This window comes from Parazoarcus communis, assembly GCF_003111665.1.
Classification (GTDB): Bacteria; Pseudomonadota; Gammaproteobacteria; order Burkholderiales; family Rhodocyclaceae; genus Parazoarcus; species Parazoarcus communis_B.
The window spans coordinates 1,377,718-1,403,752 of the sequence record NZ_CP022188.1 but is presented as its reverse complement, the minus strand read 5'-3'; the positions used below and the strand labels follow the sequence as shown (position 1 = coordinate 1,403,752).

The 26,035-nt window shown below is 65.5% G+C and carries 26 protein-coding genes; 18 read left to right on the top strand and 8 right to left on the bottom strand.

Features of this window, described 5'->3' with window-relative positions:
• Positions 1 to 2: 2 nt before the first annotated feature.
• The 12 genes from CEW87_RS06360 (at position 3) to CEW87_RS06300 (ending at position 11,991) form a co-directional block, all read left to right on the top strand.
• Positions 3 to 965 (top strand): isopenicillin N synthase family dioxygenase, encoded by a 963-nt coding sequence (locus CEW87_RS06360; protein WP_108971940.1) that lies wholly within the window; start codon positions 3 to 5, stop codon positions 963 to 965.
• Between the two features lie 9 nt (positions 966 to 974).
• Positions 975 to 1,730, top strand: a complete 756-nt coding sequence (locus tag CEW87_RS06355) for an alpha/beta fold hydrolase (RefSeq protein ID WP_199917137.1) — start codon at positions 975 to 977, stop codon at positions 1,728 to 1,730.
• Positions 1,731 to 1,770: 40 nt separating this feature from the next.
• Positions 1,771 to 2,766 carry an ABC transporter substrate-binding protein gene (locus CEW87_RS06350; RefSeq protein WP_108971939.1) on the top strand — a complete coding sequence of 332 codons (996 nt, stop codon included), beginning with the start codon at positions 1,771 to 1,773 and terminating at the stop codon, positions 2,764 to 2,766.
• A 73-nt stretch (positions 2,767 to 2,839) separates the two neighbouring features.
• Positions 2,840 to 3,613, top strand: coding sequence for an ABC transporter ATP-binding protein (locus CEW87_RS06345; protein ID WP_108971938.1), 774 nt, complete (start codon positions 2,840 to 2,842; stop codon positions 3,611 to 3,613).
• Between the two features lie 4 nt (positions 3,614 to 3,617).
• Complete coding sequence (locus CEW87_RS06340) at positions 3,618 to 4,394, top strand: ABC transporter permease (protein ID WP_108971937.1); 777 nt, start codon at positions 3,618 to 3,620, stop codon at positions 4,392 to 4,394.
• Entirely contained in the window at positions 4,391 to 5,221 is an 831-nt protein-coding gene (locus CEW87_RS06335; RefSeq protein ID WP_108971936.1) for an FAD binding domain-containing protein, read from the top strand. Before CEW87_RS06340 ends, CEW87_RS06335 begins: the two co-directional genes overlap by 4 nt.
• Positions 5,218 to 7,482 carry a xanthine dehydrogenase family protein molybdopterin-binding subunit gene (locus tag CEW87_RS06330; protein WP_108971935.1) on the top strand — a complete coding sequence of 755 codons (2,265 nt, stop codon included), beginning with the start codon at positions 5,218 to 5,220 and terminating at the stop codon, positions 7,480 to 7,482. Before CEW87_RS06335 ends, CEW87_RS06330 begins: the two co-directional genes overlap by 4 nt.
• Complete coding sequence (locus CEW87_RS06325) at positions 7,479 to 7,976, top strand: (2Fe-2S)-binding protein (RefSeq protein WP_108971934.1); 498 nt, start codon at positions 7,479 to 7,481, stop codon at positions 7,974 to 7,976. The genes CEW87_RS06330 and CEW87_RS06325 overlap by 4 nt, the downstream gene beginning before the upstream one ends.
• Positions 7,973 to 8,491, top strand: coding sequence for a nucleoside deaminase (locus tag CEW87_RS06320; RefSeq protein WP_108971933.1), 519 nt, complete (start codon positions 7,973 to 7,975; stop codon positions 8,489 to 8,491). Before CEW87_RS06325 ends, CEW87_RS06320 begins: the two co-directional genes overlap by 4 nt.
• Before the next feature lie 373 nt (positions 8,492 to 8,864).
• A complete protein-coding gene (locus CEW87_RS06310) occupies positions 8,865 to 9,863 on the top strand; it encodes an isopenicillin N synthase family dioxygenase (RefSeq protein WP_199917136.1) in 999 nt (332 codons plus the stop codon).
• A 221-nt stretch (positions 9,864 to 10,084) separates the two neighbouring features.
• Positions 10,085 to 11,197 (top strand): GGDEF domain-containing protein, encoded by a 1,113-nt coding sequence (locus CEW87_RS06305; RefSeq protein WP_108971930.1) that lies wholly within the window; start codon positions 10,085 to 10,087, stop codon positions 11,195 to 11,197.
• A complete protein-coding gene (locus tag CEW87_RS06300; protein WP_108971929.1) occupies positions 11,194 to 11,991 on the top strand; it encodes an MOSC domain-containing protein in 798 nt (265 codons plus the stop codon). The genes CEW87_RS06305 and CEW87_RS06300 overlap by 4 nt, the downstream gene beginning before the upstream one ends.
• An 18-nt stretch (positions 11,992 to 12,009) precedes the next feature.
• Here the strand turns inward: CEW87_RS06300 and CEW87_RS06295 are convergent, their stop codons facing one another.
• Together CEW87_RS06295 and CEW87_RS06290 are read right to left on the bottom strand one after the other, a co-directional pair.
• Complete coding sequence (locus CEW87_RS06295; RefSeq protein WP_108976977.1) at positions 12,010 to 12,402, bottom strand: glutaredoxin family protein; 393 nt, start codon at positions 12,400 to 12,402, stop codon at positions 12,010 to 12,012.
• 200 nt (positions 12,403 to 12,602) lie between these two features.
• Positions 12,603 to 14,051, bottom strand: coding sequence for a PLP-dependent aminotransferase family protein (locus CEW87_RS06290; protein ID WP_108971928.1), 1,449 nt, complete (start codon positions 14,049 to 14,051; stop codon positions 12,603 to 12,605).
• Positions 14,052 to 14,148: 97 nt separating this feature from the next.
• Between CEW87_RS06290 and CEW87_RS06285 the strand changes: the two genes are divergently transcribed.
• The gene (locus CEW87_RS06285; RefSeq protein ID WP_108971927.1) at positions 14,149 to 14,805 is read left to right on the top strand and encodes a pyridoxamine 5'-phosphate oxidase family protein; all 657 of its coding nucleotides are present in this window, start codon (positions 14,149 to 14,151) and stop codon (positions 14,803 to 14,805) included.
• A gap of 1 nt (position 14,806) precedes the next feature.
• Here the strand turns inward: CEW87_RS06285 and CEW87_RS06280 are convergent, their stop codons facing one another.
• The gene (locus CEW87_RS06280; protein WP_234421691.1) at positions 14,807 to 15,397 is read right to left on the bottom strand and encodes a nucleotidyltransferase family protein; all 591 of its coding nucleotides are present in this window, start codon (positions 15,395 to 15,397) and stop codon (positions 14,807 to 14,809) included.
• Positions 15,394 to 16,416: an XdhC family protein gene (locus tag CEW87_RS06275; protein ID WP_108971925.1), complete on the bottom strand. Its 1,023-nt coding sequence runs from the start codon at positions 16,414 to 16,416 to the stop codon at positions 15,394 to 15,396. The genes CEW87_RS06280 and CEW87_RS06275 overlap by 4 nt, the downstream gene beginning before the upstream one ends.
• A 158-nt stretch (positions 16,417 to 16,574) precedes the next feature.
• Between CEW87_RS06275 and CEW87_RS06270 the strand changes: the two genes are divergently transcribed.
• From CEW87_RS06270 to CEW87_RS06255, 4 genes are all read left to right on the top strand, one after another.
• Positions 16,575 to 16,757 (top strand): hypothetical protein, encoded by a 183-nt coding sequence (locus CEW87_RS06270; RefSeq protein WP_159098096.1) that lies wholly within the window; start codon positions 16,575 to 16,577, stop codon positions 16,755 to 16,757.
• A 33-nt stretch (positions 16,758 to 16,790) separates the two neighbouring features.
• The gene (locus tag CEW87_RS06265) at positions 16,791 to 17,390 is read left to right on the top strand and encodes a DUF924 family protein (protein ID WP_108971923.1); all 600 of its coding nucleotides are present in this window, start codon (positions 16,791 to 16,793) and stop codon (positions 17,388 to 17,390) included.
• A gap of 173 nt (positions 17,391 to 17,563) precedes the next feature.
• Complete coding sequence (locus tag CEW87_RS06260) at positions 17,564 to 19,414, top strand: cation:proton antiporter (RefSeq protein ID WP_199917135.1); 1,851 nt, start codon at positions 17,564 to 17,566, stop codon at positions 19,412 to 19,414.
• Between the two features lie 146 nt (positions 19,415 to 19,560).
• Positions 19,561 to 20,058, top strand: a complete 498-nt coding sequence (locus tag CEW87_RS06255; RefSeq protein WP_108971921.1) for a hypothetical protein — start codon at positions 19,561 to 19,563, stop codon at positions 20,056 to 20,058.
• 36 nt (positions 20,059 to 20,094) lie between these two features.
• Here the strand turns inward: CEW87_RS06255 and CEW87_RS06250 are convergent, their stop codons facing one another.
• The 4 genes from CEW87_RS06250 to dctP form a co-directional block, all read right to left on the bottom strand.
• On the bottom strand, positions 20,095 to 21,369 hold the full coding sequence (locus CEW87_RS06250) for a hydroxymethylglutaryl-CoA reductase, degradative (RefSeq protein ID WP_108971920.1): 1,275 nt from the start codon (positions 21,367 to 21,369) through the stop codon (positions 20,095 to 20,097).
• A gap of 35 nt (positions 21,370 to 21,404) precedes the next feature.
• Positions 21,405 to 22,715: a TRAP transporter large permease gene (locus CEW87_RS06245; protein ID WP_108971919.1), complete on the bottom strand. Its 1,311-nt coding sequence runs from the start codon at positions 22,713 to 22,715 to the stop codon at positions 21,405 to 21,407.
• The gene (locus CEW87_RS06240; RefSeq protein WP_199917134.1) at positions 22,712 to 23,242 is read right to left on the bottom strand and encodes a TRAP transporter small permease subunit; all 531 of its coding nucleotides are present in this window, start codon (positions 23,240 to 23,242) and stop codon (positions 22,712 to 22,714) included. The genes CEW87_RS06245 and CEW87_RS06240 overlap by 4 nt, the downstream gene beginning before the upstream one ends.
• 79 nt (positions 23,243 to 23,321) lie before the next feature.
• On the bottom strand, positions 23,322 to 24,368 hold the full coding sequence (gene dctP / locus CEW87_RS06235) for a TRAP transporter substrate-binding protein DctP (RefSeq protein WP_108971918.1): 1,047 nt from the start codon (positions 24,366 to 24,368) through the stop codon (positions 23,322 to 23,324).
• 288 nt (positions 24,369 to 24,656) lie between these two features.
• Here dctP and CEW87_RS06230 point away from each other — a divergent pair, with 288 nt between their 5' ends.
• On the top strand, positions 24,657 to 26,024 hold the full coding sequence (locus CEW87_RS06230) for a PLP-dependent aminotransferase family protein (protein ID WP_108971917.1): 1,368 nt from the start codon (positions 24,657 to 24,659) through the stop codon (positions 26,022 to 26,024).
• Positions 26,025 to 26,035: the final 11 nt, after the last annotated feature.

Sequence of the window (26,035 nt, the reverse complement as noted above, 5' to 3'; positions counted from 1 at the left end):
ACATGCAGGCAACCGACTCCAACGCACTTCCGCTGATCGATATTTCGGGCCTGCACTCGCCCGACCCGGTGCGCCGCGCCGCGGTCGGCCGCGAATTGCGTGCAGCCTGCGAAAGCAGAGGGTTCTTCTACCTGTGCAATCACGACATACCCGCCACCCTGGCGGCACAGGTGTTCGACTACAGCGAGCGCTTCTTCGCCCAGCCCGTCGATGCCCGCCTCTCACTCGACAAGGCCCATTCGAGTTGCAACCGCGGCTACGAGCCGCTGCGTGGGCAGACGCTCGAAGCCGGCTCGCCACCCGACCTGAAGGAAGGGTTTTACATCGGCATCGAGCTCAACGAGGACGACCCGCGTGTGCGCAGGGGCAAGTTCAACCACGGCCCCAACCAGTGGCCGGCAGAGCTGCCGGGATTCCGCCCCACGATGGAAGCCTACTTCTCCGCGTGCCATGCGCTCGGCGCCCTGGTAATGCGCGGTCTGGCGCTGTCGCTCGACCTGCCCGAAGATCATTTCGACGATTTCACCGCAGACGCTTCGGCCACGCTGCGCCTGTTGCACTACCCGCCCCAGCCGCCAAACCCGGAGCCGGGTGAGAAAGGCTGCGGTGCGCATACCGACTTCGGCGCCATCACCCTGCTGTTGCAGGACGAGGCCGGCGGCCTGCAGGTGCGCGACACCGAAACCGGCGACTGGATCGACGCCCCACCCGTGCCCGGCGCCTACGTCGTCAACATCGGCGACCTGATCGCACGCTGGACAAATACCCGCTACCGCTCGACCGAGCACCGCGTCATCAACGCCTCGGGGCGCGAGCGCTACTCGGTTCCGTTCTTCTTCACCGGCAATCCCGACTACCTGGTCGAGTGCCTGCCCAACTGCCTTGCACCGGGCGATGCACCGCGATTCCCGCCAGTCACCGTCGAACAGCACATTGCCGAGTGCTATCGCCGCACCTATGCCTGAGGAGCACGCATGACCCGCACGATGATCCTGATTCACGGGGCCTGGCAGGGGAGCTGGTCCTTCGCCAGCTGGCGCCCGCTGCTCGCCCGTCGCGGCTGGACTGCACATGCGGTCGATCTGCCGGGCAATGGCTGGGGTGAGGAGACACCTGACGCCGCCTCGCTGGACGCCTACGTCGAACACGTCGCGGCCTGCATCGAAGAGATCGGCGAACCGGTCGTGGTCCTCGGCCACAGCGGCGGCGGCATCGTCGCCTCGCAGGTGGCCGAAGCGATACCGGAGCGGGTGGCCTGCACGGTCTATCTGGCCGGCATGATGTTGCCATCAGGCATGTCCTACGCAAGCCTCGTCGAGGTCTGCAAGGCCGAGCACCCCGAGCTCGACTTCGCCGGCGTCGGCCCCCATCTCGAATACTCGGCCGACGGGCGCTACAGCGCGGTGCCGCCCGAGGTCGCTCAGCGGATCTTTCTGCACGACTGCGCCCCATCCGATGCCCGCTATGCCGCCAGCCTGTTACGCCCCCAGGCAGAACGCGGCCGGATCATGGCGCCAAGCCTGTCGCCGAACCGCTACGGCAAGGTTCCCCGGATCTACGTCGAAGCCACACAGGACCGCTCCTTGCTGCACGCCAGCCAGCGCAAGATGCAGGCCCTCAGCCCCGGCGCCATCCGCGTCAGCCTCGACTGCGGCCACGTTCCCCAGCTGGCCGCGCCGGAGCGCCTGACCGAACTGCTGTGCACCGAACTCGAACAGCTGCTGCCCTGAACAACATCACCATAACCGCCCCAACCACAGAGGAACACTCATGAAGCCGCTTCTGAAAACCGTCGCCTCCACCCTGGTCACTCTCGTCGCCTGCAGTGCATTTTCCGCGAACGCGGCCGACAAGGTGGTTTTCCAGCTCGACTGGGTGCCCGGCGGCGACAAGTCCGCCATCTATTCCGCGATCAACCACGGCTTCTTCAAGGAAGAAGGCCTTGAAGTCACACTGCAGTCGGGGCGCGGCTCGTCCGACGCCATCAGCAAGCTTGCCGCCGGCACCTCGGATGTCGGCGTCGCGGGTATCGCCGCACTAATGACGGCTGTGGCCGAAGGCAATGCGCCGGTAAAGGCGGTGATGTCGATCTATTCCAAGGAGCCGGACGCACTGCTCACGGTCAAGGGCAGCAGCATCAAGAGCCTCAAGGATGTCGCCGGCAAGACCATCGCCACCGCCACCTTCTCGTCCTCCAACGCACTGTGGCCGGTCATGCTGCAGCAACAGGGCATTGATCCCGCGCAGGTCAAGCTGCTCAAGGTGGACCCGACCACCCTCGCCCCGATGCTGGCGCAGGGCAAGGTGGATGCGACCATCAACTGGATTACCGTCGCCCCCGGCTTCGAAGGCGTGCTCGCACAGACCGGCAAGGAGCTCGCCATCCTGCCGTGGTCGGACTACGGTCTCGACGGCTATGGCTGGAGCATGATGGCCTCGGACAAGATGATCAAGGAGCGCCCCGAAGTGCTCAAGCGTGTGGTCCGCGCGATGCGCAAGGCCTTCGACTACGCGCTGGCCAACCCCGACGCCTCCGCTGCCGACCTCAAGGCCATGGTGCCGGAAGTCGACGTCAAGCGCGCCGCCGCCGAACTCCGCGCCTCCGCACCGCTGATCAGGAACGAAGTCTCGGCCAAGGACGGCATGGGGGCCTTCGAGCCCGGCCTGCTCAAGACCACCTGGGTGTGGGTTGCCAAGTCGATGAACTACCCCGAGAACAAGATCGACCCGGAAATCCTGGTCGATCGCAGCTTCCTGCCCAAGTAAGCAGCCCTTCCGCAACGGCGTGCCGCAGTCCGCGGCACGCGCCCCCCTGGATGAAGCCGGAGAAGTCCCTGATATGGGAAACGTGATCGATCTGACCGATGTGTGTCAGACCTTCGTGTCGAAGGATGGCAGCCGCATCGTCGCGCTGCAGGACGTCGAACTGGGCCTGCGCAAGCACGAATTCGTGTCCATCATCGGCCCCTCGGGCTGCGGCAAGTCCACCATCCTGCGCCTGGTGGCGGGGTTGCTGCAGCCAACCAGCGGCACGGTCTCGATCTTCGACCGTCCGGTGACCGAACCCCGCGACGAGATCGGCATGGTGTTCCAGAAACCCACACTGCTGCCGTGGCTCAACGTACTCGACAACATCACCTTTCCGATGCGGCACAAATACGGCCGCGTCGACGACCGCGACACCGCGCGCGCGCATGCCCTGCTCGACATGATCGGCCTGCGCGACTTCGCGGGCAAAAGGCCGGGCGAGCTCTCGGGCGGCATGCAGCAGCGCGTGGCCATCGCACGCTCGCTGCTGCACGACCCCGACATCCTGCTGATGGACGAGCCCTTTTCCGCGCTCGATGCGCTGACCCGCGACGAGATGAGTTTCGAGCTGCTGCGCATCTGGAGCGAGCGCCCGAAGACCGTGGTGTTCGTCACCCACTCGATTCAGGAAGCCATCCTGCTGTCGGACCGCATCGTGGTCATGAGCGCACGTCCCGGGCGGGTTGCCGAGATCATCGATGTGCCGCTGCCCCGCCCGCGCAGCCTCGCCACCCTGTCCGACCCGGTGTTCACCGCGCTGGCCAATGAAATTCGCGTGAAGGTGTTCACGCGCAAACCGGAGTAAGGCCATGCAATCGCTGACGCGTTTTGCCGACCGCTTTGCGCCGGCCCTTGCCTTTCTCGGCGTGCTGCTCGCCTGGGAAGGTGCGTGCCGTCTGCTCGCGATCCCGATCTACGTCCTGCCACCGCCGACCGCCATTCTCGCGTCCACCGGCGAGATCGATGCCGCGCGCTGGGGGGAACATCTGTTTGCCACCATTCAGGTCGCCATCGCCGGCTACCTCGTCGCCATCCTGTGCGCGATTCCACTGGCCATCGCGATTACCGGCTCACGCCTCATGTCCCGCACCCTGCTGCCGTGGCTGATCATCATCCAGTCCACGCCGATCGTCGCCATCGCGCCCATCATCGTGGTCACGCTGGGTGCAGGCATGGTGCCGCGCGTGGTCATCACCACCCTGATCGCCTTCTTCCCGCTGGTCATCGCCACCGCCACCGGCCTCGCCTCGGTGCCGGATGAGCTGCTTGAGCTGTCGCGCTCGCTGCGCGCCAGCCGGTCGCGCGAGTACTGGCAGATCCGCATGCCGTACGCGATGCCGCATATTTTCAGCGCGCTCAAGGTGGCAATCACGCTGGCGGTGATCGGTGCGGTGGTCGCCGAATTCGTCGCCGCCGATGTCGGACTCGGCTACCTCATTCTCTACGCCACCTCCTCGTTCAAGGTCCCGATGGCCTTTGCCTCGCTTGCTCTGCTGGTGGGCTGCAGCCTGTCGCTGTACGGCATCATCGTGTTGCTGCAGCGCACGCTGTGCCCGTGGAGCCTGAGCGACAGCGGCGCAAAATGAGTCTGAGCGTCCTCCACCCCTCCACGCCGGCAGAGGCGGCGGCCGCACATCGTGACCCTGCGACGGCCTTCATCGCAGGCGGCACGGCGCTGCAGCTGAGCTGGCGCAGCCCCGCCCCTGCGCTGACCCTGATCGATGTGCTCGCGCTCGAGCCTGTGCACGGCATCGCGCTGCAGGCGGACGGCAGTCTGCGCATCGGTGCGGCCGTCAGCCTGGAAACGCTGCGCACCCACGCGACGGTGGCTGCGCGGGCGCCGCTGCTCGCCATGGCCTGTGACAGCCTGGCCGCACTCGCGGTGCGCCACCTCGCCACCCTCGGCGGCAATCTCGGCTGGCGCTTCGGCGACACCGTTGCCGCACTGCTCGCGCACCGGGCCGAAGCCGAACTGGCGGACGGCCGGCGCCAGGCACTGTCCGACCTGCTTGCCCACGACCGATTGCCGCTGATCCTCGCGCTGCACCTGCCGCCGCCGCACCCGGAAGAGCACCATTTCTACGAGAAGGTCGGGCACCGCGCCGCTTTCACGCCGGCCCGCATTGCGCTGGCCGTCGCGGTCTGCATCGGCATGGACGGCCGCCTGCAGGACACCCGCATCGGCCTTGCCGGTGCCGGCCTCAGCGGGCGCCGCCTGCTTCACGCCGAGGCCTGGCTCAACGCCTGCCAGGCTGCCCGTCTTGGCGCCGCGGACCGCGGGCTGCGCGCTGCAGTGGCCGCCGACCTCCCTGCAGACCCTGCGTCCGCCCGCCTTGCAGCCCGCATCCTCGGCGGCCGGTTCGGGCGTCTGCAGGCAGGCGACGCTGCATCTGAACCGGCGACATCCCCATGAATCAGCGTCCACACCTTGTGATTGAACACCGCGAACTGCTCGCCCGCGCCACGCCGCGCCCGGACGCGGCCGCGAAACTGGCCGCCACGCCCTTTCCCAGCGACCGCCAGCATCCGCAGGCCTTGCATGGCGCCATTCTCGGCAGCCCACATCCGCATGCACGCATCCTTGCCATCGACACCGGCGCCGCACGCGCGCTGCCTGGCGTTCATGCCGTCCTGACCGCCGCCGACGTTCCAGGCCAAGGCAGTTACGGCCTGCGCCACATCGACCGGCCGGTGCTGTGCGCGGACAAGGTGCGTTGCGTCGGCGATCCGGTGGCGATTGTCGCTGCCGACACGCCGGCACAGGCACAGGCCGCACTGGCGGCCATCCGCGTCGACTACGAAGTGCTGGCGACCGTGGACGATCCCGTGTGCGCGCTGGCTGAGGACGCAGCGCCAGTGCATGCCGGCGGCAACCTGCTGCACGCCATGACTCACGACCGCGGCGACCTTGCCGCTGCCGAAGCCGCCTGCGCACATGTGGTCGAGGCCGAATACCGCAGCCCGCGCCAGATGCACGCGTATCTCGAGACCGAAGGCGGCATTGTCGAACACGATGGCAACGGCGGCCTGATCGTCTGTTTCGGCTGTCAGAACCCCGAGCGCGACCGCCAGGTTCTAGCCGCCATCCTCGGGCTCCACCCCGACACAGTGCGCGTCGTCGGCACCCCGATCGGTGGCTCCTACGGCGGCAAGGACGAACTCACCATCCAGCCGCTGGCCGCGCTGCTGGCCCTCCATACCGGGCGCCCGGTGCGCCTGCATCTGAGCAGAAGCGAATCGGTTGACCTCGGAGTCAAACGCCATCCGATGCAGATCCGTCTGCGCACCGGCTGCGACGCTGCTGGCCGGCTGCGCTTCATGGTCGCCGACATCCTCGCCGACACCGGCGCCTACGCGACGCACGGGCCCGAAGTGCTCGATGCGGCGGTGGAGCATGTGTCTGGCCCCTACCAGTACGACGCCGTGTCCCTGCGCGGCCGCCTCGCCTATACCAACAATGGCATCGCCGGCGCCTTTCGCGGCTTCGGTGCGGTGCAGGTGCAGTTCGCACTCGAACGCCAGATGGACGTGCTTGCCGCACGTGCCGGGCTCGATCCGCTCGCGTTCCGCGCGCTCAACCTCGCAGCGCCGGACGCGCCAGGCCCCCTCGGCCAGCAGGTGCTGCCCTTCGACGGTCCCGCACGCGCGCTCGATGTGCTGCGCACCCACCCCCTGTGGACAGCGCCGCGCAGCCACACTGACGGACGCTATCACTACGGCACCGGCCTCGCCCTCGTTCATCGCAGCGACGGCTTTGGCAAGGGCGGACCGAACACTGCCCGGATCGTGCTTGGCCTCGCCGCCGACGGCAAGATCGAACTGCGCACCGGCTTCACCGAAATGGGACAGAACCTGGTCGGCGCCATCCATGCGCTGGCGGCCAGCGCGCTCGGCTGTGCCGAGGACGATGTCCGTCCCGTCATCGGCGACACGGCGCACACGCCGGACAGCGGCCCGACCGCGGCCTCGCGTGCCACCGCCGTGCTCCATCGTGCCATGCAGCAGGCGAGCACCGACTGGAAGCAGCGGATCACCGTGGCCGGCGCGCGCCTGCTCGGCGTCGCCGCGGACAGCCTTGTTCCCGCAGCGGGGGGGCTGCGCGACCATCACGGCACGCTGTGCATCAGCTACCCTGCGCTCGCCGCCGCACTGGCGCCCGCAGCGAGACCGCTGCTGACCCTCGTCATCGCTGCCGAAGAGACACCCAGCGATGTTCCCGCCGCGCACTACGTCTTTGGCGCCAGTGCCGCCATCGCCCGGGTGCGGGTTGACGCATGGACGGGGCAGACGCGCGTCGAACACATCGCGCTGCTTGCGGCGCTCGGGCCGGTGGTCTCGGCCCAGGGCTTTCTCGGACAGATGGAGGGCGGCGCGCTGATGGGCCAGGGCATGGCCACGATCGAAGACCTGCCCACGCATTCGGGCCGCTATCAGGCACGCAACCTGGACGCCTATTTCATCCCCACGCTGGCCGACGCCCCTGCAATGGAAATCATCGCCGTCGAAAACCTCCCTGACGATGACCCGGTAGGACCACGCGGCGCAGGCGAGATCAGCGTCAACGTCACCGCCCCGGCGATAGCCAATGCGATTGCCGCGGCCACCGGTTTTGCGGTGCGCAGCCTGCCGGTGAAGCCGGACGACATACTCGACTACCTGGAAAACACCCCATGAGCACCGTACGTTTCAAGCTCAACACGCAGGCAGTCAGCGTCAGTTGCGCACCCGACCGCAGGCTGCTCGACATCCTGCGTGAAGACTTCGGCCTCATTGCGGCCAAGCCCGGTTGCGGCGTCGGACGCTGCGGTGCATGCATGGTGTGGATCGACGACCTGCCTGCCAATGCCTGCCTGGTAATGGCCTTTCGTCTCGAAGGTCGCAGCGTGCGCACCTATGAAGATGTCGCGGCAGACGCCGCGAGCGCACCGGTGCGCGACGCCATTGCCCGCTGCGGCGCACTGCAGTGCGGCTACTGCACCCCCGGCCTGGCCATGACCCTGACCCACCTGCACCAGCAGACACCGCGGCCCGACCGCGAGCAGGCAGCCAGCCTGCTCAGCGGCAACCTGTGTCGCTGCACCGGCTATGGCGGCATCCAGCGCAGCATCGAGCAGCTCTTTCCCGCCACACCACCGCTTTCCGCTGACAACTCCGGAGACAGTCAATGAGCGACCAAACCGTCGTTTACCCGCCGCAAGGCCTCACGCCGACACGGGAACAGATGATCCGGCACCTGCGGCGATCCAATGAGGTCGCGCGCCGCGCACTCACCCTCGGCCACCATCCCTTCGGTGCGGTGCTGGTCGGCCCCGACCAGGAAACGGTGCTGCTCGAGCAATGCAACATCGACACCGTCAATCACGCCGAATCCACCCTGGCCCGTGTGGCCGCCACCAACTTCAGTGCGGAATTCCTGTGGGGCTGCACCCTGTACACGGCGGTTGAACCCTGCTGCATGTGCGCCGGCACCGCCTACTGGGCCAACATCGGCAGAGTGGTTTTCGGCATGACCGAACACCAGTTGCTGCAGGAAACCGGCAGCCACAGCGAAAACCCGACCATGAGCGTGGCCTCGCGCTATGTATTCGACCACTGCCAGAAAGCGGTCGAGCTGATCGGCCCGGTCGCCGAGATCGTTGACGAGACCGTCGCCATGCAGCGCGCCTTCTGGGCAAGCCGCTGACAGTGAGGGCACCGGCGCATCGATCTGGTGCGGCGCCGCTCGCATCGCCCCTGATCAGTGCTGTCAGCACGGGCGCGTGAGCGGCACCTGCCCGGTTCTGCTGCGATCCGGCCCCGCAGCCATGTGGAACGGATTCTGCTAAGCAAGACATAAGAGTAGAAGCGTTCAGCCCCCTCAGCTGCACCTGACAGGCAGCCCGAGGGTCGGTCGGAAATTGCTCTTGGAGTCGGTGCGATGCCGCATTCGGACGAATGCAGGCTGCACCGGGATTTTCTTCAAGATGCCTTGCGATGCCGACCGCAGCGAACGCCTGCCTTCCATGCCGTCGTGCGTCCAGGGCTTCAGCCGCCCCGCGGGGCACAGGAGCATGATGATGAACGCCCAGACCACGCCTTACACCCTCGACGAACTCAAACTCGAATCACGCATGGGTGCCGTCGGCACCGAAAGCCGCACTCGCGAGATCCGCCGTATCGACCTTGGCGATTTCGATCGTCGCAAGTCCGAGATTGCCGATCAGCTGTGGGATGCCGCCGTGGAGGTGGGTTTCTTCCAGCTGGTAAACCATGGCATCGACCTCGTCGAAGTGAAGCAGGCCTTCGCCACCGCCGAGCGCTTCTTTGCCTTGCCCGCCAGCATCAAGGGCAGATCACCACTGGTGAAGGGGTGCAATGCCGGCTGGGAGAGCCTGGCCCAGGTGCGTCCCTCGACCGGCACGCCGGACCAGAAGGAGTCGTACCAGATCACGCTGCCGCACATGGCCGAACTGTGGCCGGACGAGGACGCACTGCCCGGCTTTCGCACCACCATGCTGAATTTCGAGGCTCAGTGTCGTGAGCTCGGCATGAAGGTGCTGTCCTGCTTCGCCGACAAGCTCGGCTTTGACAGCGATTTCTTCACCCGCGCGCACGACCCCGCAGCGGCCGACTACCAGAGCACCCTGCGCCTGCTCCACTACTACCCCGTTGCTGCCGAGTTCAGCGACAGGCTCGGGCTGTGGCGCGCCGGCGCCCATACCGATTTCGACTGCCTGACGCTGCTGTTCCAGCAGGACGGCCAGGGTGGCCTGCAGGTCTGCCCCGGCAAGGAAGCCGACGCACAGGAATGGACGCCCGTCGAACCCGCAACCGGCGTGATCACCTGCAACATCGGCGACATGCTGATGCGCTGGAGCGACGACCAGCTGCCGTCGAATTTCCATCGTGTGCGCGATCCGCAGCCGCATGAGTACCAGGGCGACCGCTACAGCATTGCCTTCTTCTGCCAGGCCAACCGCAGCGCCGTCATCGAAGGGCCGGGCAGAAAGTATCCGCCAATCACTGCGGGCGACTACCTGCAGCAGCGCATCAACGCCAACTTCGCGAAATACTGATTCTTCAGCGCGTGCACGCTGCCAGGGAACGGACGACCTGCACGCGGTACTCACGCGTGTGGCCGATCCGGCGGCTGATGCAGCCAATGTACCAGCCCTGTTTCGAAAATGGCCGGAAGCCATGCATCGTTCGTAATACACTCCCACGATTAACCCCAATCTGGGCAGTGGATTACAAATGACGCTGCTTTGACCGGGGCAACCCAGCAGGGGAACGGACGATGGATTCATTTCAGTGGGACGAGAATTTCGTCACCGGCATAGACGAAGTCGATACCCAGCACATGGAGCTGGTACGCATCATCAACCGCATTGGCGATGCCTTGTCCAATGCGTCCGCAGCGGGCCCGGAATCCCTTTCAGACCTGATCGACGAACTCGCTGCCTACACACGTTTCCATTTTGCGGCAGAAGAGTCGATGATGGCCGCGCAGGGTATCGACCCACGACATCTCGAATCGCAGTCCCGCGAGCACGAGAGCTTCGTCGATGAGATTGTCCGTATTTCGCAGACGGAGATGACCCCCGAACTCTCGAGTCGTCTGCTCAGTTTTCTCATCCACTGGCTGGCGTACCACATCCTCGGCTCCGACCAGTCGATGGCCAGGCAACTGCGCCTGATCGGCCAGGGCCTCAGCCCGGAAGAAGCCTTGTCCGAAGATGCCCGGCTCGGCACCCGTGCCACCGAGCCACTGCTTGCGGCACTGAGCGGCCTCTTTGCCCAGGTGTCGCAGCAAAACCGCGAGCTGCACGAGCTGAACCAGACGCTCGAGGCGAAAGTCGCAGAGCGCACGCGCGAACTGGCCGCCGCCAACAAGAACCTCGAAACGCTGTCGCTCACCGATGTCCTGACCGGCCTGCCGAATCGGCGCCATGCGATGCATGTCCTCGGGCTTGAGTGGCAGGCCTCGGGTAGCCCGCTTTCGCTGATGATGATCGATGCGGACGGATTCAAGACCGTCAATGACACCTGGGGACACGAAGCCGGCGATACGGTATTGACCACGCTGGCAAGAACGCTCGCAGAATCGGTGCGCACCGACGATATGGTGTGCCGCCTGGGTGGCGACGAGTTTCTCGTGATCTGCCCCCACACGCCACTGCAAGGCGCGATGCAGCTCGGCGAAAGCCTGCGGGCGAGGGTTAATGCGCTGCGGGTCGCCGCCGGTGGTGGCGAGTGGCCGGGCAGCGTGAGCATCGGCGTTGCCTCACGCACGACCGCCATGCTCGCCCCTGACGAACTGATGCGGCGTGCAGACGAAGGTGTTTACATGGCGAAGGCACGTGGACGAAACTGCGTGGCAAGCGCCGACCTCCCCACCGGACAATCATGAGCACGCTGACACTCACCCAGTTGTATCGCTACCCGGTCAAATCCTTGCGCGGCGCGCAGCACCCGGCGCTCGACATCGGTGCGAAGGGCTTCAGCTTCGACCGCCACTGGATGGTCGTCGACGCGCAGGGACACTTTCTTACCCAGCGCCAGTTGCCGAAAATGGCACTGATCGATACCCGGATCGATGCCGCTGGCGTGCTGACGCTGAGCGCGCCGGACATGCCCGACATCACGCTGCAGGGAACGACACAGCAGCGCATTCCAGTCACGGTGTGGGAAGACACGGTAGAGGCGGCCCTGGCCGATCCGGCTGCAGACGCCTGGCTGAGCCGCTTTCTGGCGCAAGCTTGCCGCCTGGTGCAGTTCGCCGAGGATGTTCAGCGCGCGCTCGACCCCGACTACGCCGCGCCATCCGATCAGACCGGCTTTGCCGACGGCTTCCCCTTTCTGCTGATTTCGCAGGCCTCGCTAGACGATCTCAACGCACGGCTTGAGCAGCCGCTGCCGATGCAGCGCTTCCGCCCCAACCTGGTGGTGAACGGCTGCGAACCCTTTGCCGAAGACACCTGGCGGGTGATTCGCATCGGCGGGGTCGTCTTTCGCGTGGTGAAGCCCTGCGCACGCTGCGCGATCACGACAATCGACCCCGAGACTGCGCTGCGCAGCCCCGAACCCCTGCGCACGCTGGCAGGCTACCGGCGGCACAACAACATGGTGATGTTCGGGCAGAACCTGATTCACGACGGCCCGGGGCGGCTGGAAGTGGGGATGGCGGTCGAAGTGCTCGAGTAAGCCGCCCCCTTGCTTCAGTTACTGGGGCGCAAAGCGTCCGCGCAGGTAGGCGATGATTTCGTCCGACTCGTACAGCCACTTGCTGTTGCCCGCCTTGTCGGAAACCCGCAGGCAAGGCACCTTGGCCTGGCCGCCGCCGCGCACCAGTTCCTCGCGGACGCTGCCCGGGTGCTGCGCATCGCGACGTTCGATCGGCAGCGAGAGACGACGCATCTCCTGGCGCACCTTGATGCAGAACGGGCAGGTCTTGAATTCATACAAGGCCAGCATGCCGCATTCCTTATCGACCTTGCCCTGCTCTTCCGCCGGGCGTGACACGCCCTTGGGCCGGGTGATCATTTCCCACAACAGAATCATGGGTCCGATGACGAGACGCAGGGTCTTGAAGAATGCTCTGATGACAACTTTCATGATCGTTTTCCGATAGATGGCAACGCCCGCCTGGGCATGCACGACACTGCCTGCAGGCGATAAAATTCGAACAGGGCGCCGAGAATAGAGGAACACGCGGGATTTTGGTGCACTGAAATCGGCAACAGACGGCTGCCTGAGTCAACGTTTTCAGCCGGATATTCATTCACCATTCTCAGGATGATCGTTTTTTTATCGCATCAGGTGGGTTCAGCCATTGCGAGCCGCAGCCGGCGCACCAGTTCGTCCATCTGCGTTTCGTCGACGTTGCCGTAACCCAGTACCAGCCCGTTGCAGCACAAGGGCGCGTGCGCATAGTGCGACAGGGCCCGCACCCCGAGCCCGAGCCGGGCCGCACGCCGCGTCACCTCGGTATCGCGCAGCGCGGGTGGCAAACGCAGCACCAGATGCAGGCCCGCCGCGCCGCCGTCGATACCGAGTTCCGGACCGGGCTGACGCAGCAGCGCCGCACGCAGCGCACGCTGGCGCAACTCGTAGTGCTTGCGCATGCGGCGCAGATGGGAGGTGTACTGGCCACGCCGGATGAAATCGGCCAGCGCCACCTGTTCGATGCCCTGGCCGGCGCGCACGGCTTGCCCTGCGGCGTGCGCAAATGCATCGGACAGCGCCGGCGGCAGCACCAGATAGCCAATGCGCAGGCCGGGGTAGAGGGTCTTGCTGAACGTGCCCGCATACACCACCGCCGCCCCCGGCTGCAGTCCATGGAGCGCAGGCAGCGCCGGGCCGCCGCGTTGAAACTCGCTGTCGTAGTCGTCCTCGATGATCCACGCACCGGCCGCACGTGCGCCTTCGAGCAGGGCCAGACGGCGCGCGAGCGACATGACGTGCCCGCTGGGATACTGATGCGAGGGCGTGACCATGATCAGACGCGGCGGATGTGCGTGCCAGTCTGCCGCGGCCGGCGCCAGTCCGTCCTCATCGACCGCCACCGCGTGCAGGCGCAGGCCGGCCAGGCCGAGTGCGCCGCGCGCCGCCAGATAACCGGGGTTCTCCACCCAGGCGGTGTCGCCACTGTCGGCGAGCAGCCGCGCACACAGGTCCAGCCCCGACTGGGTACCGCTGGTAATGATCACCTGCCCGGGAGTGACGGCAAAGCCGCGCACGGTGGAGAGCTGTTCGGCCAGCGCGGCCCGCAGGACCGGCTCGCCGCCATACGGCGTATGACCCAGCTGGCGCGCACCCGCCTCGCGCCACGCCCGGTCCAGGCTGGCCCGCCAGCTGCGAAAGGGGAAGGCACCGAGATCGAGCGCACCGGGCGCGAAGGGCAGGATGTCGGAGTCCGGCCCGTGCTCGGGCTGACGTGAGGCTGCGGCACGCACCGACAGACCGGGCAGGGCCACGGACTCGCCGTGCGATCTGCGTGCGGACGCATCGGGCAGCGTCAGTTGCGCCACGCGGGTGCCATGACGGTCGGCCTGCAGGCAGCCCTCCGCGCTCAACTGCTCATACGCGAACAGCACCGAGTTACGCGCAATGCCCAGACCGGCAGCAAGGCTGCGGCTGGAAGGCAGGCGCGCGCCGGCCTTCAGCTGGCCGCTCAGAATGGCCTCGCGCAGCCGCTGATACAGCAGGCGCTGGCGCGGCACACCCGGCGGAAACGGTGGGGCCAGCAGCCAGTCGAGTTGCATGGTGGCTCCAATCCAAATGAATCTGGTGGCACTACTGATGGTGCCACCAGCAGCATATGCTGGACGCTCACCTCAAACAAGCGTCAGGCACCCCGACATGAACACGCCCCCAGCCCCTTCCGAGCGCACCCGCGTCAGACGCCTCCCGGCGCGCGCCCACTACGACAGCGAGACCATCAACGGCATTGTCGACGCCGCCACGGTGTGCTCCGTCGCCTTCCAGTGGGAAGGCTCCGTCCATGCCCTGCCCACCATCCACTGGCGCGAGGGCGAGCACCTCTACATCCACGGTGCCAAGGGTTCGCGCATGCTCAAGGCGCTCACCACCGGCCAGGCCTGCGTCACCATTGCGCTCGCCGACGGGCTGGTGATGGCGCGCTCGGCCATGCATCACTCGATGAACTACCGCGCGGTGGTGGTCTATGGGTGTTTCGAACAGCTTGATGAGCCGGACGCCAAGCTCAACAGCCTGCGCGCCCTGATCGAAGGCATTGCGCCGGGGCGCTGGGAACAACTGCGCCCGATCACCGGCAAGGAACTCAACGCCACCACGGTGTTGCGCATCCCCCTGACCGAGGCGTCGGCCAAGATTCGCGCAGGCGGGGTCAAGGATGATGAGGAGGATCTCGGCTGGCCGGTATGGGCGGGTGTCATTCCCCTGCAGACAGTGCGCGGCACGCCCGTTACCGAGCCCGACAGTGTCGTGCGCGATGCTCCCGCCAATGTGCTGAACCCGGCCGCGCCAGTGGTCTGATTCAGCCGCAGGAAGGCAGCGCCGGATCGAGATCGGCGGCCTGATCGACGTCGCGCAGGATGCGGTCATCGTGCCAGTCGAGCAGGCGCACGTCGGCCTCCTGCAGCAGGTCGCGCGCGCCACGGTCACCCTCCAGCGCGGCAAGACGGCGCCCCCATGCCGCACCGAAGCCGACCGGATGGCCGCGCCGGCCGCCGTGCATGGGAGCCACCACCGTGTCGGGCCGGTCGATGGCGGCGGCCACCCTGCCAACCGCGGCCGCGGGCAACCAGGGCATGTCAGCGAGCGCGATCACCCAGCCGGCAGCATCCGCACTGGCCGCCACTGCCGCCGCCAGCGCACTGCCCATGCCCTGCTCGGCGTGCGCGGTTTCCAGGATCTCGCAGCCTGCCAGGCGCAACCAGTGCACCCGCTCCGCCTGCCCCGGACGCACCACCGCGAGGCTGCCGGGCAGGGCCGCGCACAAGGCAAGGGCGCTGTGCCAGATCAGCGGACGACCATCCGCCAGGCGCGCAAGCAGCTTGTCGCGCCGCCCTTCGGGATCGAAGCGGCGGCCGTAACCTGCCGCAAGCAGGATGCCGCGCACCGTCACTTGCGGGCGCAGGCGGACAAGGCGTTTTCGGCCAGTTCGAGTGCGGCCTTGGCCTCTGCCACCGGCAGGACCCGCTCGGGCACCACACCGTTCTTTACCGCGACCAGTTCAGCCGCGATCGAGACCGCAATCTCGCCCGGCGTGCGACTGCCGATGTACAGCCCGGCCGGGCCGCGCAGGGCTGCCACCTGCGACGCGTCGAGATCGAACTCGCGCAGACGCTCGCGCCGCACGGCATTGTTGTGTCGCGAGCCCAGCGCCGCCACGTAGAAGGCAGGCGAGCGCAGCGCCTCCATCAGCGCGAGATCGTCGAGCTTGGGATCGTGGGTGAGTGCGATTACCGCGGTGCGCGCGTCGGGGCGCATGCCGATGACCACATCGTCGGGCATCTCGCGGGTGAGCACGGTGCCCGCTACGTTCCATTCCTCGGACCACTCTTCGCGCGGATCGCAGACGGTGACGGCGAAGTCCAGCGCGAGCGCCATCCTTGCGAGGCTGGCCGCGAGCTGGCCGGCGCCGATCAGCAGCAGGCGATAGCGCGGCCCGAACACGCTCACCAGGGTTTCCCCGTCGAAGCCCGTCGCCTGCTCGGGATGCGCCGGCGCCAGCGCGCTCCTGCCACTGGGCAGATGCAGGCTGCGCTCCACCAGTTCGCCCGCCGCCAGCCTGGCCAGCAAGGCGTCGAGCGGTGCCGGGTCGGCCAGCGGCTCCAGCACCAGTTCCATGGTGCCGCCGCACGGCAACCCGAAGCGGCGGGCCTCCTCGGCACCGACGCCATAGCTCACCCTGCATGCCGTTTCGGGCATGCCTTCGGCGCGCAGGCGCTGCATGAGGTCGTCCTCGATGCACCCACCCGACACCGACCCCACCGCACGTCCGTCTTCGCGCAAGGCCAGCAGCGCGCCTGGCGGGCGTGGCGACGAGCCCCAGGTGCGCACGACCGTGGCCAGCAACACCCGTTTTCCGTCTGCGAGCCATGTTCTCGCACGCTGCAGAACTTCCAGATCCAGACTATCCATGCCCTTACCCCATCTCAAATCGGTACAGAACCTGGCGCGCCCGCTTCGGCAGAAGCTGGCGGCGGTTCAGGTCGAGCCTTCCTGCAGCAAGAATCGCTCCGGGAAGGCATCCGCATCAGCCTTGCAACGGCGTGCGTGGCGGGCCCGCACTTGCACACGTGGTCGAGTCGACCGCAGCGGACGACATTCAGGCCGGGCGCCTGGTCACCGCATTGGACGAATACGCGCCGACGCTGGGCGCGGCCCATCTATACTTTCCCGGTACGCCCAACAGGCCGGCACGGCTACGGGCGTTCATCGACTACTTCCAGGCCGCCAACTCGGCACGGCGGGCGGCCTGACACCTGCCGCATGGCATCTGAACGGAGCACCGCGTGGATACGGCCGAAACAATCTGCACCTTCTGGTTTGGGACCGGTTCCGACGAGGCCGGCATCATCGCCAGTCAGTCCGCACTGTGGTGGCGCAAGCGCGACGAGGTCGACACCGCGATCCGCGAGCGCTTCGAGCACCGGGTCATCCAGGCCGGAAACGGTGAACTCGACGCCTGGCTGCAAACGCCACGCGGCCGCCTCGCCCTGATCCTGCTCACCGACCAGTTCCCGCGCAACATCTACCGCAACAGCGCACGCGCCTTTGCCTTCGACGCGCGGGCCCTGGGCTGGAGCAAAGGCGCGCTCGCCCTCGGTATCGACCGCCAGTGTCGCCCCATCGAGCGCGTGTTTCTCTATCTTCCACTCGAGCATTCCGAAGACCGCGACGACCAGGCCGAATCGGTGCGACGCTTCGAAGCCCTGGCGGCCGAAGCCGGCCCAACAGTGAAGTCGTCTTTCGACGGTTTTCTGGACTTTGCCCGCCGCCACCGCGAAATCGTGGACCGCTTCGGTCGCTTTCCGCACCGCAATGTGGCGCTGGGACGTGAGTCGACAGCCGTCGAGAAGGCCTTCCTCGAACAACCCGGCTCCCGCTTCTAGTACTGCACGCTGGCGCCTGCGCGTGACAAACCCCACCCGCCCCAATCCGGGCTGCAAGCTGCACCGCCATCGCGCAAGGGCAAAGAACGACGCCCCCATTCATATACAATCATCCTCCGCGTCACCGCCCGCAGCGGTAGTACTGACGCTTACGTCCATTCAGGAGACATATTTTGGGTGAACATGCAATGCTCACCATCGCAGCAATCACCTTGCTCGGTGGTGCTTGCCAGTGGCTCGCATGGCGCTTGCGCCTGCCCGCCATTCTCTTTCTGCTGATCACGGGCATCGTGGTCGGCCCTGGCATTGGATGGCTCAAGCCCGACGAGCTGATGGGGGAACTGCTCTTCCCCTTCGTTTCACTGTCGGTCGCCATCATCCTTTTCGAAGGCGCGCTGACACTCAAGTTCTCCGAGATCCGGGGGATGCAGCATGTCGTGCGGCGTTTTGCCACCAGCGGCGTACTGGTGACGTGGACGGTAGCAGCACTGGCAGCACGCCTGATCGCCGGTTTCGACTGGGGCCTGGCTATCCTGTTCGGCGCCATCATGGTCGTGACCGGCCCCACCGTCATCGTGCCGATGCTGCGCACTGTGCGGCCGACGGCCCGCATCGCCAACATCCTGCGCTGGGAAGGCATCGTCGTCGATCCGATCGGTGCGCTGCTTGCGGTGCTGGTGTTCGAATTCGTCGTGTCCACCGAGGCCGGTGGCGCGCTGAGCGCAACCATCCTGCTCTTCCTCGGCACCATCGCCATCGGCACCATTTCCGGCCTGGCTATCGGTTACCTCATGGGCGAGGCCCTGCGTCGCGACTGGCTGCCCAACTACCTGTTCAACGTGGCCACGCTGGGCGCCGTGTTCTGCTGCTTCGCCTTCTCCAACGCAGTGGCGGAGGAATCCGGCCTGCTCGCGGTGACGGTGATGGGCATCTACCTCGGCAACCGCAAGGGCGTGCCGATCGAAGAGATTCTGGCGTTCAAGGAAAGTCTTTCGCTGCTGCTGATCACGGTGCTCTTCATCCTGCTTGCAGCACGCCTCGACTTTGCCCAGCTCGAAGCGCTGGGCTGGGTGGTGGTCGGGGTGTTTCTGGCCATCCAGTTCATCGCCCGTCCGCTCAAGGTCATGTATTGCACCTGGGGCTCCGCCATCCCGTGGCAGGAGCGTGCCCTGCTGGCCTGGATCGCACCGCGCGGCATCGTTGCCGCGGCGGTGAGTGCGCTGTTCGCACTCAAGCTCGAACAACGGGGCGTGGATCAGGCGGCCCTGCTGGTGCCGCTGACCTTCGTTGTCATCATCGGCACCGTGGTGCTGCAGAGCCTGACGGCGGGCAAGCTCGCCAACGTGCTCAAGGTGGCCGAACCTGAACCGGCCGGCTTTCTGATCCTCGGCGCGAATCCGCTTGCACGCAAGCTGGCGCAGGCGCTCGAGCAGCAGAAGATCCGGGTCCTGCTGTGCGACACCCTGTGGGACAACGTCAGCCGCGCCCGCATGGCCGGCCTCAAGGCCTACTACGGCAACCCGCTGTCCGAACACGCCGAGGTCTATCTCGACACCACCGGCCTCGGGCGCATGCTGGCCGTCACGGCCGATGCTCACCTCAACGCACTCGCCTGCAACCGCTACAAGGGTGTATTCGGCGCGAAAGACGTCTTCGCGCTGCGGGTTGGCGGCGCGACGGGCACCAACGGCCGCAGTGACACGGCACGCGAGGGACGCACCGCCTTCAGCGACAAGGTCGGTTACATCGACCTTTCGCGCCGCCTTTACCGCGGTGCCGAGATCCGCCGCACGACCTTGTCGGAAGCCTTCACCATGGAGCACTTCCGCAACATGCATGGCGACCATGCCACGCTGCTGTTCGCGATCGACCCCAAGGGCCGACTCGAAGTCTTCTCGGCAGAAAATGCGCTGGAACCCGGCCCGGGATGGGCCGTCATGGCACTGATAGACCCCGCATCCGACAAGACTGGCGGCACCGCAACCACCGATGCGGAGAAGGCCAGCGAACCTGCAGTGAGCTGAGCGTTTGCGGATACAGGGGCGCGGCCGGCCAGTGGACACGGATCGCGCCCCTTCTCTTCATGGCAGCGGCGGCAGGCAGCATCTACACTGAGGAAGTTGTCTCGTGAAGGACGCCTTTCGGCCACCGCTATCGACTCGGAGCTGCCATGACCTCGCCGCCCCAGAAAACGGAATCCGTCTTCGCCACCCTTCCCACCGTGCTGCAAACCATCGACGGCACACTGACGGTGCCGACCGAAGACGATGAGCTTGCGATCATCGCCTATGACGGATTTCGATATCTCACCGCACTCGGCTTTGTGCGTGGCCAGCCCGCCCTCGCCCTGCTCTACGAGCTCGACATCGTGCACCTTGGCACCCAGCCGGGCAGTCGCATTACCGACTTCCGGATCTACGTCCGGCTCAAGGAGCGCGTCCGCACCGAGATCGACCACACAGGCGCGGTCGAACTGATCGCCAGCGCGCTGGCGCTTCCCGCCGCAATCGAGGTCTCTGCCGAGCAATGGGGGCAGCTGTTCCCGCAGGTGCAGCAGCAGATGCAGAACGAACTGCCACAGTGCCCGCCGTCGATCCGGGCCATCCTCCACCCCGCCCCCGAAAAACCCCATCCGTTCCACGGCGGGGGACATTCGTTCAGTCTGTAGCAGGCGGCGACATCTCGTCGCCACCGGGGAGCGTCGTCAGCCGCGCAGCTTCCTCAACTCGACCTCGGCCACGTCGACCCGCACCGTGCCCAGACCGACGAGCACGCTGGCAAGCGCCGCGACCTCATCGCCCACGGCACCGGCCATCATTGCGATGTTTTGTGCGTGCAGCGACATATGGCCCTTCTGGATGCCGGTGGTTGCCAATGCCTTCAGCGCAGAGAAATTCTGCGCCAGGCCCACCGCGGCAATGATGCGGGACAGCCTGTCGGCCGAGGCGACGCCAAGAATCTTGAGGCACGCGCGGGCGGTGGGATGGAGCTTGGTCGCTCCGCCAATCAGGCCAACGGCCATCGGCAACTCGATGGTGCCGGCCAGATCTCCTTCCGCGGTGACCTCCCAATCGGTCAGGCTTCCGTATGCGCCACGTCGCGCCGCATACGCATGGGCACCGGCTTCAACCGCACGCGTGTCATTGCCGGTAGCCAGCACCACCGCCGAAATCCCGTTCATCACCCCCTTGTTGTGGGTAGCGGCCCGGTATGGATCTGCGGCCGCAAACTGGAAAGCACTGATGATGCCGTCGCGCACCGCAGCCCCCCCGATCGCGTCGCAGGTCCACACAGCCCGTGCGCGTGCAAGGCGGCGATCGGCCAGATTGGAGAGGATGCGCAGATACACCCGGCCGCCACACCAGACCTCGATCTGGGGCGCCAGCTTTTCCGCCATGCTATTGACTGCATTCGCACCCATTGCGTCGCGGGTGTCGACGATGAGATGAGTCACCACCATCGGCCCGCCGGCCGATTCGATAATGCGCACCTCCACATCACGAAAACCTCCGCCCAGCTTCACCAGCACCGGATCACAGGCGTCGCATACCGCCTTGATCTCTTCGCGCCGCTCCAGAATGCGGATACGGGCATGCACCGGGTCGCTCACCCCTACAAGCTGCACCTGGGCAATCATCAGCGTGCCCGACATCGAGGTCACGAAACCACCGCTGTCATAGCACTGGCGCGCCGCATTACACACCGCAGCCACCACTGACGACTCCTCGGTTGCCATCGGCACGAGGATGTCCTCGCCATCGACACGCATATTGGTCGCCACGCCCACCGGTACGTTCATGGTGCCAATGACGTTCTCGATCAGGTGGTCGGCCAGATGTGGGTCAAGGTTTCCCATATTGGCGAGATGTCCGACCTCGACCGCGTCCAGTCCGCTGAAGCCGGCAACGAAGTCGAGGCGTTCGCGCGGGCTCTTCTTGTGGAAGCCCGACACGCGTGAGGTTTTCTCGGGTGTGCTCATTGTGGATGTCTCCAGTCGATTGATGGGGTCGTGCGTCAGCCGGACGCCAATGCGGGGAGCCAGGTAACCAGCCCGGGGAAAGCCGCGCAGATAAGCAGGGCGAGGATCTGCAGGTAGAGGAAGGGCAGGATGCCGCGATAGACGGTGCCCATGCCGAGATGCGGAGGCAGTGGCCCCTTGATGTAAAACAGGGTGTAGCCGAAGGGCGGGCTGATGTATCCGGTCTGGATGGTCAGCGCATACAGCACGCCGAACCAGATCTCGTCGAAGCCGAGCAAGCGCACGATGGGAAGAAACACCGGCACGGTAAGCAGGATGATGCCAATCTCGTCGAGCACGGTGCCGAGGAAAATCAGGATCAGCATCATCACGCCGAGCACCACGTACGGGTGCACGTCGAGCGTACGGATGAAATTGAGCAGCGTGTCGGCCCCACCCAGACCGGTGAAGATGGCGACATATGCCTTGGCGCCGATCGTGATCCACAGGATCATTGAGGTCGCTTTCAGGGTCTCGACCGCGGCGCCGCGCAAGCCTCCCAGCGTCAGGCGCCGGCACAGTGCGGCCGACACCATCGCGCCGAACACGCCAACTGCGGCAGCTTCGGTGGGGGTCGCGACGCCGAAGAAGATCGAGCCGAGAATCATCACGATCAACAGTGCTGGCAGGATCAGCGCTTTCAGGCTGGCAAGCTTCCTTGCCAGCGGCACGCGCTCGGTTGCCCCTGGCGGCACTGCCCCCGGTTTCAGGTAGGCAACCGCTATGATGTAGGCAATGTAGAGTGTCGCCAGCAGCAAACCTGGCATGAGGCCCGCGATCAACATCTTCCCGATCGAGACCTGAGCGGTGACCGCATAGACGATGGTCAGCACCGAAGGGGGAATCAGGATGCCGAGCGTCCCCGAGGCGCAGATCGTGCCGGTCACCAGCTTGGGGTCGTAGCCACGTTTCAGCATCTGCGGCATGGCAAGCACAGCCATCGCCGTCACCGCCGCGCCGACCACGCCGGTCATCGCGGCCATCACCACGCAGATGACAACGGTGCCGATTGCCAGCCCGCCGCGCACGCGACCGAACCACAATTCCATTGCCTCGTAGAGCGCCTCGATGATGCCCGAGCGCTGGAGGATGCTTGCCATCAGGATGTAAAGAGGGATTCCGAGCATGGCTTCGGAGTGCATGGTGTCGAACACCTGCAGCACCATCAGCACAACGGCGTCCGGGTTCCACAGCGTCACCGTCAGCAGCAGCGACAAGCCGCCCAGAACGAATGCGATCGGCAGGCCGGACAGCATCAGCAGCGTGAGGCCACCGAACATGATCAGCAGGATCAGGTTGGGCGTCATGCCTGCACCTCGTCCTCATCCGGGCGCGATGACGGCTCCCGGAACAGCAGGCACAGGAACTCCGCCAGGCTTTGCGCAGCGAGCAGGCTCACAGCCAACGGAATCGAAAACTTCACCGGCCAGATCTGCGGGTTCCAGGCCGAGAAGGAGGTCTCGCGGAACGCCCAGGACTGCATCGCAAGCGGCAGGGAGTAGTACAGCAGAATGGCGCAGAAGCAGATGATGACAAGGTGGTTGAACAGGTCCGACCTGCGCTTCCACGCGGGCGAGAGGGCGCGGTGAACGAGGTCGAGACTGACATGTCCGCCCAAGTGCAGCAGGTATGGGCCACCCAGCAGAAAATACGGGCCGAAGATCAGTGTGGCGAGCTCCATGCCCCATACCGTGGGTGCATTGAAGACATAGCGGGCCACCACTTCATACAGCATCACCGGAACGATCACGAAGGCCAGCAAGGCGACCCCCATGAACAGCAGACGATTCACTCCGGTGATGGCCTTCACGTAAAGGCGTATCACTTTGGGCACGATAATTCCCGGAACAGGTTGGGCGGGGGCCCTGACGGAGCCCCCGCAGATTCGACAGGTCAGGCGCTACGGCTTGCGCTCAGGAAAGCAGGCCGAGCTGCTTCATGAAGGCCATCTGGCTTTCCAGAATCTTCACCGCAATCGGATCGTTCTTGGTGGCTGCCTTCCACGCCTCGCGCGCCTTGACGCGCCCGGCAGCGACTTCCTTCGGGTCGAGCGAGGTCACCTCTACGCCCTTGGCCCTGAAGGCCTCGATTGCCTTGCCGTCCGACACCATGATGTGCTGACGCAGTGCAGAAGAGGTTTCGCGCGCCGCAACCGCCAGCGCGGCCTTGAACTCTGCCGGCAGACGGTCGTACGCGCCGCGGTTGGCCACGTAGCTGGTCGCGGTGGTCGGCTGATGCGGGCCGGGCATCACGATGTACTTTGCCACTTCGCTCAGGCCGGCCTCGAGGTTGGCCGACAGATCGCCACGGTCGGCGAAGTCGATCACACCCTTGTCGAGCGCCGAATAGACCTCGGCGGTGGCCATCGGGGTCACCGCAACACCGAGCGCCCCCATCACGCTCGACGCAAGACCGACGAAGCGGCCCTTCTTGCCGCTCATGTCGGCCAGCGTGCGGATCGGGAACTTCGAGTGGATCGGCTCCGGCCCATACACCGTCGGCGCAATGTAGAACAGGCCCGCGGGCGCATAGGCCTGGCGCGCGAGCTCGAGGCCACCAAGTTCGTAGAACCAGGCTTCGAACTGGTCCGGCTCGGGAAAACCGAAGGGTACCGTGCTGGTAAATGCCAGCCCCGGAATCTTGCCGGCCTCGTAACCATCGAAAGTCTTCATCAGCTGGAATGCGCCGCCGCGGACCGCATCGAATGCCTGATTCGCCGGGACCAGCTGACCCGCGGAGAAGAGCTCGATCTGGAACTTGCCACCAGTCAGCTCGGCGACACGTTTTACGAAACGCTCCTCGAATTTCTGCGGCGTGGTGCCACCGTCCCAAAGCGCCTGCATGCGCCAGGTCACCGTCTCCTGAGCCAGCGCAGGGCTACTGACAGCCATATTGGCTGCCGCGCCGACCGCGCCAATACTCAGCGCCTTGAGTGCATTCCTGCGAGTAATGACTTTCATGCTGTTTACTCCTCCTTTGGCTTCCGCCCCTTGCGGGCAGACTTCCGGGTGGCGTGAAACCACCCATGACTTGCGTAGAACACCGGCCGGGCGAAACTCGAGGTCGCTTTTTGATAGCGGGTCCGGCGTTCAATGTCTCTGATTTTTCGTTTTGCAGATCATCTACAATGAACAGGGACAGTTCAAGGGACACTTTATTGAATTGTCAAACAACTGTCCCAGTTGAATAAGAGTGACAGTTCAGGCGAAACAGCGTGAATTCCCGATGCGCTGGCACGGAGGAAGCTCATGGGACGTACCGATGCGATCATGGAAAAGCTCAGGGCTCAGATCGAAAGTGGCTTGCTCAGGCCCGGACACCGGCTGCTATCGGTTCGCGCTGCGGCGGTCGAAGCTGGCGTATCCAAGAACACCGTCGCCGAAGCCTATGACCGGCTCGTTGCCCAGGGGCTGTTGAGCTCGAAGCAGGGCTCTGGCTACTTCGTGACGAGCGGACGCAGCCTGGCCTCGGGTACGCCATCTGCGCATATTGCAGAGGCAATCGACTCTGCCTCGCTGCTGCGCGAGCAACTCGTCCGGCACTACGCCGTACGCGTCGGTGACGGCCGCCCCCCTGCGGCATGGATGGGTCGTCTCGACTTCGGGCGGCAGCTTGCTCAGCTCAAGTCCGGTCTCGACACCGAGGCCGACCACGGCTACAGCAGCCCATGGGGCTACCAGCCGCTGCGCGAACGCCTCGCACTCATGCTGATCGAGCGCTCGATTCACGCCTCCCCCGACCAGGTTCTGCTCACCTACGGTGCCAACCACGCACTCGATCTGGTCAGTCGCCAGCTCCTGGAGCCGGGCGACGTCGCGCTTGTCGACAGTCCTGGCTACTACCCCCTGTTCGGCAAACTGCACCTCGGCAAGACCCGAACCATCGGTGTCCAGCGCCTGGACGACGGCCCCGACCTCGATGATCTGGTGCGCAAGTGCGAGATGTTCCGTCCCAAGGTCTTCTTTACCCAGTCGCTCGCGCACAACCCGACCGGAAGCGCGATCTCGCTCCCGGTCGCGCACCGGCTCCTTCAGATTGCAGAGCAGTACGGCTTCTACATCGTCGAAGACGATCCGTTTGCGGACATTCTTCCGGCCGCCAGCCCGCGCCTGGCCACGCTCGATCAACTCAAGCGCGTGGTGTACATCGGGACTTTCTCCAAGACGCTCTCTGCCAACCTGAGGGTCGGCTACGTCGCAGGTGAAGCCCGGCTGATGGAAACGCTCTGTGACCTGAAAATGCTGACCGTTGTGAACACGTCCGATCTGCTTGAACGCATCGTCTTCAACATGATCTCCAGCGGTCAGTACCTGCGTCATCTGCGCCGCCTCAAGCTGCACGTCGAACAGGCTACCGAGAAGGCCATCAAGGCGGTACGGGGCGCGGGCATTCATCTGCCCTATTCCGCCAATGGGGGCTACTACCTTTGGGGCGAACTCGGCGAGGGACAGGATGAACTTGCGCTGGCACGCCGTGCCGCCAAGGAGAGCATCTTTCTCGCCCCGGGCTCCATCTTCCGGCCGGAAAAGTCCGAAGCGCCCGCTGCAATCCGTATCAACGTCGCCTACGCGTGCAACCCGCAGTTTCTGCAGTTCATGAAGACGGCACGGACCTGAAGCGCTGCACG